The sequence below is a fragment of the Yinghuangia sp. YIM S09857 genome, from assembly GCF_051388915.1.
Classification (GTDB): domain Bacteria; phylum Actinomycetota; class Actinomycetes; order Streptomycetales; family Streptomycetaceae; genus Yinghuangia.
This window is the reverse complement of the sequence record NZ_JBPKBH010000010.1, coordinates 290,908-300,306: the sequence shown is the minus strand read 5'-3', so window position 1 is coordinate 300,306 and position 9,399 is coordinate 290,908. Positions and strand designations below refer to the sequence as shown.

Below are 9,399 nucleotides of genomic sequence, written 5' to 3'. Positions count from 1 at the left end.
CGGGGACTATCTGCGGGCTATCGTCAGACTTGCGTGCGAGCGTGAAGACCTGGGGCCGGAATTCCGGGCCTGGCTCAAGGACTTCGTGCGCGAGGCGGTCCAGGTGTGAGCGGCTCGCGACGCGAGGGCGGCAAATTGGCACCGCCCCGCAAGTCCGAGAGCGCTGCCGTGACGGGTTCTCGACCGCCCGGCGGGGACCCACCGCTCGCGGCAACGCCTCGGGACGCGTACTTCGACAACGCCAAGTTCTTCGCCGTCGTTCTTGTGGTGTGCGGACATGTCTGGGGGCCGCTGGCGGACTCCGCTGACAACAGGCTGGTGCGCGCGGCATACCTGACGGTGTACACGTTCCACATGCCGCTGTTCGTGATGGTCTGCGGCTTCTTTTCGCGATCGTTCGCCGACAATCCCGTCGGCAAACGACGATTCCAGCGTCTGGTCACCAGCACACTGGTGCCGTATGTCATCTTCGCCACGGCGTACGGACTCATGCGCAGCTACAAGGCAGACGAATGGGTACCCATCGACTTTCTGGAACCGTGGTATCTCACGTGGTTCCTGATCGCCCTGTTCCTGTGGCGGATCACGTCGCCGCTTTGGCGTGTCGTCAAGGCCCCGCTGGTTGTCGCGTGCGCCGCGGCGCTGGCGATCGGCACGACGGAGACGTCAGGCGATCTCGCTCTGGGCCAGTTCTTCCAGTACCTGCCCTTCTTCGTCCTCGGACTGGTGGTGCGACGGGCGCATGTCGATCGCATACGCGCGCCGGGTCGCCTCCGTTGGGGGGCTGCCGCGGTCTTCCCCGCCGCCTTTCTCCTGGTCTACGCAATGGCGCCGACCACGAATGCCGAATGGCTGTACCGGCGCACGGGACACGAGAACCTTGACGTCAGCCTGGTCCGCTGGTGGGGCACCAGCATCGTCATCGCGGGCGCCGCACTCCTGTTGAGCGCATGCTTCTTGGCGCTCGTACCCTCCCGCCCCGGCCCGCTGAGTCGGTTCGGTGAGAAATCCCAGTACGTCTACCTGCTCCACGGCCTCGTGGTCCAGATGGCACTCGCGCACGGGTGGTACGACAAGTCGGTCTTGGAAGGCCTTCGAGGACTGGCGCTGACAACCCTCGTCGGTGTCGGCCTTGCCGTCGTCCTGGCCACCGGCCCTGTCCGCTGGTGCGCTCATTGGGCGATAGAACCGCGTATGGACTGGGCGTTCCGCCGGGTCTCCCCGAGCCCGCCACGCGGCTCGAGGACCAACGAGAACAAACCGGGTTAGCGCGGAGCCGACTGCGTCAACTGCGTTGAATTACACCGGGTATCAGCCCGCGCCAAGGTACCTCAGTTGCTTCGCGCACTCCTTGCCGCAGACCCTGGAATTGGACATGCCCGCCCCAAGTCCCACCGCTCACCGCCACCGCTGGCTTCGCAGCGTCAGGCGTTCACCGAGACACGGCGCCCCGTCGGCTTGCGCGCATCAGCCATCCGTTTGCTCCGCTGTGGAGATGCCTCAATCGGCCCGCCGCAGTCGGGACGGGCTCCATCCGGTGTGCTCGGGTCAGTCGCGGGTGGGGGTGGGGTGGGGGTTGCCTCGGGCGGTGTACATGGCGACGGTGAGGTCGCGGATGAAGTCGGTGCGGCCGTCCTCGTCGAGGCGGACGAGGGCTCGGCGGGTGAACTGGTCGACGGCCTGGGAGACGGTGTCGACAACGTCGTCCAGGACGGCGGTGCGGGTCGCGGCGTCGAGGGCGGCGATGCGGCGGCGCAGCATGGAGTCGGCGACCTGGGGGGCGTAGTCGATGTGGAGGGCTTGGGCGGAGAAGACCTGCACGCCGGCTGCCGTCATGGCGCCGGACAGGCGGCGGGTCAGTTCGTCGTTGACGTGTTCGGTGTCGCGGAGGGACGCCGCGCCGCGGGTGAAGCTGTCGCACGGCAGGCTCGCGCTCACCGCGCTCACCGCCGCCTCGATTTGCTGGCGCAGGTACTGCTCGTGGTCGCGGACCGCGAACCTGGCGCGGGCGGTGTCCCGGACCTGCCAGACCACCAGGACCATGACGTGGAGTGGAGTGCCCTGGCGGTCGGTCAGGTCCATCGGGCGGCTGCGCCAGTGCCTCAGGCGGGTGTCGACCTTGCGGCGGCGGCGGAACGGCACCGCCCAGACGAGGCCGGTGCGCCGGACCGTGCCCTTGTAGCGGCCGTACCGGCTCATGACGCGCGCGGATCCCGCCGGTACGACGAACATGCCGAGCAGGAGCACCAGGCCGAGGAGCGCGGCGACCGCCCCGGCGGTGACGGCGACCGCTTCCGCGACGTCCAGGAGCGCGCTGCCGCGCAGTTGGTCCGGCAGGCGCGAGTCGATGTGGCCGGACGCCGCGACCGCCCACACGATGGCGCACACCGCCGCGAGCAGGGCCGGGCCCGCGAGCCAGCCGGGCAGGACGAACGCCGGGCGTTCGCGGAGCTCCTGGTCGGCGCGCGGGTAGCGGGCGCGCGTGAGGGCGGACGACTGGCCGTCGGGGGGCGCCACGAAGTGCGTGCCTCCGAACGTCGCCGTCGCGCTCGTGGTGGCTGCGGCGGATGACGGCGGGTCGGCCGCGGGCGTGTTGGTCGCGACCGGGGCGACGGCCGTGTCGGTGTGGGTACGGGTGGTCTTGGTCGCCATGTCCTTGCCCCGTTCCGGTTCCGGCAGGTCGAGCGGGTCACGTTGTTGCGCGTACGGCGGCGTCGGCGTCACGGACGCGGATGCGGTCGAGGTCGCGGTCGGCGGAGCCGTGGTGGGCGGCGCGGCCGAGCCGAGGCCCGAGGCCGACAGCGCGCGGACCTCGGCGGTGTCGAGGACGCGCCCGTCCAGGGGCGCCGCTGCCGTGCCGCTGTTCGCCGCCCGGTCCAGGACCGTCACGATCACGGGAGCGGCGGCGGAGGCGGTACCGGACGGGGAGGCGGTACCGGACGCGGTGCCGGAGGTGCCGCCCTCGCCGAGCCTGCGGCGGCCTCCCGGCCCCGCCCATTCCCCCGTCGGGTCTTCGCGTGTCACCTGTGCTCCTCACGCGTCGCCGTCGACGCCCTTCCGGTGGCGGCGCCGCCCTCGGGGCCGCCGCCTGGTGGTTCTGGTGGTGGTGCGCCGACGGTGCGACGCCCCGGCCGGGCGCCGCCCGCAGGACGTCACTCGCGGGATGTCACCCGCGGCACGTCAGCGCATGAGCAGCGCCCAGGTGTCCTTGCCGGGTATGCCGTCGGCGTCGGCGCCGGTCCAGCCCTGGGCGCGCTGGAACGCCGCCGTTGCGCGCTGGTCGGCAGTACCCCAGGTGGGGCCGGGGCCTTCGCGGTAGTAGCTGCCGTACCCCTTCGCCACCAACGCCTTGCCGAGCTGCGTGATGTACGCGTTCGACTTCCCCGGACCGAAATACTGCGCACCCGGGAACGCCGTCGCACCGGGACTCGTGGGCGGCGGCGCGGGGTTGCCGCCGGTGCCGCCGTCGAACCCGGCCATGAGGCGGGCCCACGTCTCGCGTCCGGGTATGCCGTCGGCGTCGGCGCCGGTCCAGCCCTGGGCGCGCTGGAACGCCGCCGTGGCCTGCTGGTCGGCGGCACCCCAGGTGGGGCCGGGGCCTTCGCGGTAGTAGCTGCCGTACCCCTTCGCCACCAACGCCTTGCCGAGCTGCGTGATGTACGCGTTCGACTTCCCCGGACCGAAATACTGCGCACCCGGGAACACCGTCGCACCGGGGGTCGTCGGGCCGGGGCTGGAGCCTCCGCCTTCGACCACGTTCTTGTAGCGGTAGGCCTTGTAGCTGGACGAGTAGTTGAAGTACGCGTACGGAATCGTGCGGTGCTTGGTACCCGGCTGGGTCTGCTCATAGCCGACGTAGCTGGTGCGCGACGAGTCGGTCCACCGGTCGAAGATGACGACGTGTGAGCCGCGCACCGGGTTGGCCGCGTTGTGGAAGAGCAGGATGTCGCCCGGCTTGAGGGCGCTCTTGGAGATCGGTGTGGCGTAGTCGGCGAGGTTGCCGGTCCAGGCGTTCTGCGCGAGGCCCCAGGCCATCGAGACATAGCCGGAGCAGTCGGTGCGATAGCCGCCGCGGTAGCCGGACTGGCTGTACGGCACGACCACGTCGGACCAGGAGCGGGCCCGCTCGATTATCTGGTCGCGGGTCACGGTCGCCAGGCCGAGGCGCGAGGGCGCGGTGACGAGGACGGGGGTGATGCTCTTGCCGCCGGAAGAGCCGAGGCGCAGCGGGCCGGGTTCGCCTTGGGGTGAGCCGTACGCCCCCTCCCACACGGCCGCTTCGGGGACGGTGTGGTCGGACGCGCCGGGCGGAAGCTGCGCCTGGTCGATGAGCGTGTCGGCGAGCGGCTGGCGCGGTCCTTGGTCGTCGACGCTCTTGTCGGCGTCCAGAGCTCGCGCCGCGGCGGGCGCGACACCGGCCGCGACGAAGCCGGCCGTGACGACGGTCGCGGCGGTACGGCGCGCTCGCCGCGCCGGACTTCCACCGGAGCGCAGGGCCATCGCCTCCTGCCGACGTGTCCCGACACACGCCAGGCATGTGCAGGACGGATCGGCAATGTCGTCGAATACGGGGGCTTCCATGTGCACCTGCCTCGCCGTTGTACCAGTTGCTTGGATGATCAACACGATTGAACACCATTAATCACACAAGTCACGCCCATTCGTACTAATTCGGACATCAATTGACCGGGGGGTGGTAAACCTCGAATCACCCGAAGAGCCGTGTGCGGTATGGCTGGACGGGGTGGAGGGGCGCCGGCGAGGAGGGACCGTTGGGGCGGGGTTGACGGGGAGTCAGGCGGTTGTGGGGGCGCTTCCGCGCGGTGGCGGGTGGTGGTGGGCCCGTGGGGAGCGAGGCGGCAGCGGGGAGCGCGGGGTTGGCAACGCGGCGAGTCGCGGACGATCGGGCGTGGGCGGGGGTTGAGGCGCTTCCGCGCGGTGGCGGGTGGTGGTGGGCCCGTGGGGCGGAGAGCGAGGCGGCAGCGGGGAGAGCGGGGTTGGCAACGCGGCGAGTCGCGGACGATCGGGTGTGGGCGGGGGTTGTGGCGCTTCCGCGCGCAATGGGGGTGGCACGCACGTTGGGTGCGGGGCCGGGCGGACGAGGCCCCGACGGGGTTGGGACTTCTCAGGCAGGCGTGGCGGTCGGGCGTGGCGGTCGGGCGTGGCGGTCGGGCGTGGCGGTCGGGCGCGGCGGGCAGACGAGGCGGCCCGGCGCGACCGTCGGGCGCGGCGGCGGGCGGCACGGCAGGCGGGGAGGCACATACGGGGAACGAGTGGTTGGGGAGTGGGTGACGCGAGGGCCGGAGTGTTGGCCGCGGGTCCACTCGTACGCTTCATGCCGCGGCTCGCGCGGGGAGTTCAGGGCGGGACGGGTGGCGGCCGCTGATGGGCGTCCAACCATGTACGTCCGAGCCTGCGCTTGAGGGGCTGGTGACAGTTCATCAGGCACGGCATACTGCGCCCGATGTCACCTGCGGGGAGGGGCACAGCATGCACGCGCGCGACCGGATCGACGCGGAGACGTACCACCGCGACATCGTGCCCGGGCTGCTCGCCGGCGAGCACGGACTGCTCGCGGCGACCGGCCTCGCGGGGCTGCGCCCGCTGACGTTGGAGGTCGGCGAGGCGGCGTGGACGTACCGCCCGCTGGACGGGCGCCTGCGTGTCGACCCCGCCGACGAGACCACGGCCGACGACGGCTGCACCTGCCTGATGTCACCGGACGCCTGGACCGACTTCGTCACCCAGATGCGCACCGGCGCGGCGCTGGCCATCGCGGGCGAGGTCGAGGTGCGGGACGGAACCGTCCTCGACCTGTTCGCCTGGGAGCCCGCGCTGCGCGCGCTCTACACGGGCATCCCCGTGTACCGGCCGGACGGCGTCCCGCCCGCCGACCGCGCCGGGCGTACGGTCGACCTCGAACGCGCCTGGACCCTCGCCGACGCGGACGCCGACCTGGCCGCCTTCTTCGACGCCACCGGCGTGATGCGGGTGCGCGGCGTCTTCACCGCCGACGAGGTCGCCGCCCTCAACGCCGAGGTCGACCGGCTCGCGGCGGAAGCCCGCGTCGGCGACGACCGGTCGTGGTGGGCTGCCACCGAGGACGGTGAGAACGTGCTGTGCCGCCTGGTGTACGCGAGCGAGCGCTCGCCGCTGATCGCCGAAGTCGCCCGGGATCCGCGCATGCTGCGGCTGTCGTCGCTGCTGCACGACGACCTCGTGGCGTCCACCGACCGCATGGAGGGCGTCGGCGTGCTGCTCAAGCCGCCGGGGCGGCTCAAGGGGCTGGCGAACATCCCCTGGCACACCGACTGCGGGCTCGGCGGCCACCACATCATGTGCCCGTCGGTCGCGATCGGTGTGCAGCTGACCGGTTCGTCGCCGGAGACCGGATGCCTGGAGGCGGTGGCGGGCACGCACGGCAAGACCTGTCCGCCGCCGAACCAGGGGGAGCTCGCGGACCTGCCGCACATGCTGATCCCGACCGAGCCGGGCGACGTCACGGTGCACATCGGCGACGTTCTGCACGCGTCCCCGGCACCGACCGGGGTCGGCGGGCGGCGCACGATGTACGTGACGTACCACCCGCCGTCGCTCTTCGAGAACGTCGGCCCCGGCCTCGCGGTCAACGACCTGATCCGCAGCCGCAGCGCGGACCAGTTGGACGCGGGCCTCGGGCGCTGAGCGCACGCGGCCCGCGTCCCACGGCCTCAGCTCTTGAGCAGCTCCGGGTGGAACTTCTCGACCATGCGGCGCATGCCGTCCTTCCAGTGCACGTCGGTCGTGCCGATGACCTCGTGCATGCGGGTGAGGTCGAGGGCGACGCTGCTGATGGTCTGGTCGGTCTCCTCGAACTCCGGCTGAAGACCGGTCAGTTCGCCGAGGTAGGTGCACCACTCCTCGATGCTGACCGCCTCGCTGCCGCCCCAGTTCACCACCGTCGCGGGCGTCGACGCCGCGCCGAGCAGCTTGGGGAGCGAGGCGACGATGTCCTCTTCGTGGATGGGGTGGTACACGCTCGGGGTGTCGCTGTTCACCTGGACCGCCGCACCGGCGATCATCATCTCCAGGTGGATCGCGGGCCAGCCGCCGTTCTCGCCGTAGGGGACGCTCAGCCGCGCGATGGTCGTCGGCAGCCCGTACTTGGCCGCCCCCCACCGGGCCGCGCCCTCCGCGGCGATCTTGCAGATGCTGTACGTCTCCAGGAACGACCACACCCGGTGGTTGTCGCCCAGCGCGTCCGACTCCTTGAAAGTGCGGTGCCCGTCGGGCTGGTAGACCGCCGTCGAGGAGCAGTGCAGGAACGCCCGGGCCCCGCGCAGGTGGTCCATGAGCCACAGCACGCCGCCCGCGTTGCCGTCCAGGTCGGCGCCCCAGTCGCCGCTCTTCGCGACGGCGAAGTTGACCACGTAGTCGGCGTCCGCGGGGAGGCCCGCCACGTCGCCCGCCGCCAGGTCGATCTTGACGCAGTTGACCCCGGCGGCCTCCAGGCGCGCGCGGGACTCGTCGTCGTTGAAGCGCGCGGCGCCGTACACCTCGTTGTTCTGCGCGAGCAGCTTGGCCACCGGCTCGGCCACCTGGCCGGTGACCCCGGTGACGACGATCTTGGAGCCTTCGAGTGCCATGCCAAGCCCTCCTGCGCAGCGGCTACGAGTGTTGGGCCGCAACGTAGCGCAGACACTTGACCTGGGCAATGATCAGAAACACGCGTACGATCCGCCCCCGCCACACGCGGATTCCCGTACGCTTCAGCCCGCTTCGCCGCAGGCGCCGGCCCGCCTCGCCTCGCCTCGCCGACGTGCTAGCCCGCCTCGGCGGTGCGCTCGCGCGGGTCGTCGGCGGCCAGCGCCTCGTCAAGGTCGGGGTGCACGTCGAACAGCCGCCGCAGACCGAGAGCGGTGAACACACGGTTCACATGGTGCTCGCCGCTCTCCGGCATCACCAGCCGCAACTGGCCCGAGCACGAGCGCAGCAACCTCCTGGCGCCCACCAGGGCCCCGATCCCGGTCGAGTCGCAGAAGACGACCTCGGTCAACTCCAGGATCAGGTGGTGGCGCCCCTGGGCCACCGCCCGTCTGACGTGTTCCCCCAGTTCCGGGACGACGGCGAAATCGACCTCCCCGGCGACGAAAAGCACGGTCCAGCCTTGGTGGTCCTCGGTGGTCACCTGAAGGTTCACTCGCGGGCGCTCCCTGGTCGGCAGGCGGGCACCGCCCCTGCGGACCGCTTCCCCGGCCGCGCGGCGCGGGGCCGGGCGGGAGACCCGGCCGCGATCCACCGTAGTCCTCGGTGGATGACGTGGCGTAGGCGGCACGGTTACGCCCCGGTCTCGGTTGTTGGCCGAGTTTGTCACCGAGCCGTTGCAAATACGCGTGGCGGCAAGCGATGTGACGTGTAGTCAGGTCACGTTTACAGGTGTGCCGTCCGGCGTGTCGCGGGGTGGCACAGTACCCGCATCCAGGTGCTCGGACGTCGGCTCCCGGCGCCGATCGGCCGGTCCGGGGACGGCGGTTCAGGCTCGCCGGGCCCGCAATTCCGGCAAATCAGCCACCACCGTGCAGGATCCGGGGGCGATTTCGGTGTACCCCGCGTCGCGGACCAGTGGCAGTCCGGAGTCGGTGAGCGCGGGCCACGCCGCGGCGGGGGAGGTGCGCACCGCGAGTCGGAACCCGTCGTCCGCCCAGCGCTTGCGGGCCTCGGCGTCCAGGCTCATCCAGGCCAACTGCGCACCGTGACCGGCCTGGGCCATCGCCTTGCCCGCACTCATCTCCAACTCGGGGTTGAACCACAGCACCGGAACACCGGGCTCGGGGGCGGGCGGCGGCTCCGGATCGTCCAGGTCCGTGCCGGAGACCTGGAGCCGGGCGAGTTCCTTGGGCCACGCGTCGAGCGGTACCGGCGGGAACACGCGGACTTCCGCGCCCTCGTGCTCCGACGTGATGCCGTCCAGCACGGAGGCGCGCCGCCATTCGGCACCGCGGGCCCGGCGTACCACCTTGCGGATGCGCCCGTCGGTCCACTCCGTGACGCGCTCGGCCCACTCCCCCTCAGTCGACCGCTCGTCGGCGAGGAACACCAGTACCGCCCGGGCCGCAGCCTCTAGTGCGGCGGTACGTGCGGGCGGAGCCTCGCGCTCGATGCGCACCACGAGGGGAAGGACGAACTGCGGGACGGCGTCCCTGTCAACGGCTGAGCTCACCCCATGATCATGCCGCACCGCGGCGGAGGACGGGCGGAGATCCGGGGCCGCCGGTGCCACCGCAGGTGTCAACCGCCGTACCTGCGGTGGCGGGTGCCGGGTATCGCCGATCGTCGGAGCCGCCGCATATCCCGACCCGGGCGGTCCGCTCCGGAGGAGCGACCAGCCCCGAGTTCACCGCCGCCCGCGTCGCCGGTGGG

At 71.6% G+C, this 9,399-nt stretch carries 7 protein-coding genes and 1 pseudogene; 3 read left to right on the top strand and 5 right to left on the bottom strand.

What is annotated here, in order from left to right; all coding sequences use genetic code 11:
- Both ACRX5S_RS23065 and ACRX5S_RS23060 read left to right on the top strand, forming a co-directional pair.
- Positions 1–109: pseudogene (locus tag ACRX5S_RS23065) on the top strand (UTP--glucose-1-phosphate uridylyltransferase); the annotation flags it as partial.
- Positions 106–1,269 carry an acyltransferase family protein gene (locus ACRX5S_RS23060; RefSeq protein ID WP_436774943.1) on the top strand — a complete coding sequence of 388 codons (1,164 nt, stop codon included), beginning with the start codon at positions 106–108 and terminating at the stop codon, positions 1,267–1,269. The pseudogene ACRX5S_RS23065 and the gene ACRX5S_RS23060, both read left to right, overlap by 4 nt.
- A gap of 279 nt (positions 1,270–1,548) precedes the next feature.
- On the opposite strand, the gene ACRX5S_RS23055 is transcribed toward ACRX5S_RS23060, so the two are convergent.
- Positions 1,549–3,024: an SPFH domain-containing protein gene (locus tag ACRX5S_RS23055; protein WP_436774942.1), complete on the bottom strand. Its 1,476-nt coding sequence runs from the start codon at positions 3,022–3,024 to the stop codon at positions 1,549–1,551.
- Between the two features lie 156 nt (positions 3,025–3,180).
- On the bottom strand, positions 3,181–4,581 hold the full coding sequence (locus tag ACRX5S_RS23050) for a peptidoglycan-binding protein (protein ID WP_436774941.1): 1,401 nt from the start codon (positions 4,579–4,581) through the stop codon (positions 3,181–3,183).
- Between the two features lie 909 nt (positions 4,582–5,490).
- On the opposite strand from ACRX5S_RS23050, the gene ACRX5S_RS23045 reads away from it, so the two are divergent.
- Complete coding sequence (locus tag ACRX5S_RS23045; RefSeq protein WP_436774940.1) at positions 5,491–6,684, top strand: phytanoyl-CoA dioxygenase family protein; 1,194 nt, start codon at positions 5,491–5,493, stop codon at positions 6,682–6,684.
- Positions 6,685–6,710: 26 nt separating this feature from the next.
- Here ACRX5S_RS23045 and ACRX5S_RS23040 read toward each other — a convergent pair whose 3' ends face one another.
- The 3 genes from ACRX5S_RS23040 to ACRX5S_RS23030 all read right to left on the bottom strand — a co-directional run bounded on the left by ACRX5S_RS23040 (position 6,711) and on the right by ACRX5S_RS23030 (position 9,217).
- Positions 6,711–7,625, bottom strand: a complete 915-nt coding sequence (locus tag ACRX5S_RS23040; protein ID WP_436774939.1) for an NAD-dependent epimerase/dehydratase family protein — start codon at positions 7,623–7,625, stop codon at positions 6,711–6,713.
- Positions 7,626–7,801: 176 nt separating this feature from the next.
- The gene (locus ACRX5S_RS23035) at positions 7,802–8,179 is read right to left on the bottom strand and encodes an STAS domain-containing protein (protein ID WP_436774938.1); all 378 of its coding nucleotides are present in this window, start codon (positions 8,177–8,179) and stop codon (positions 7,802–7,804) included.
- Between the two features lie 333 nt (positions 8,180–8,512).
- Positions 8,513–9,217, bottom strand: a complete 705-nt coding sequence (locus ACRX5S_RS23030; RefSeq protein ID WP_436774955.1) for an aminoacyl-tRNA hydrolase — start codon at positions 9,215–9,217, stop codon at positions 8,513–8,515.
- Positions 9,218–9,399: the final 182 nt, after the last annotated feature.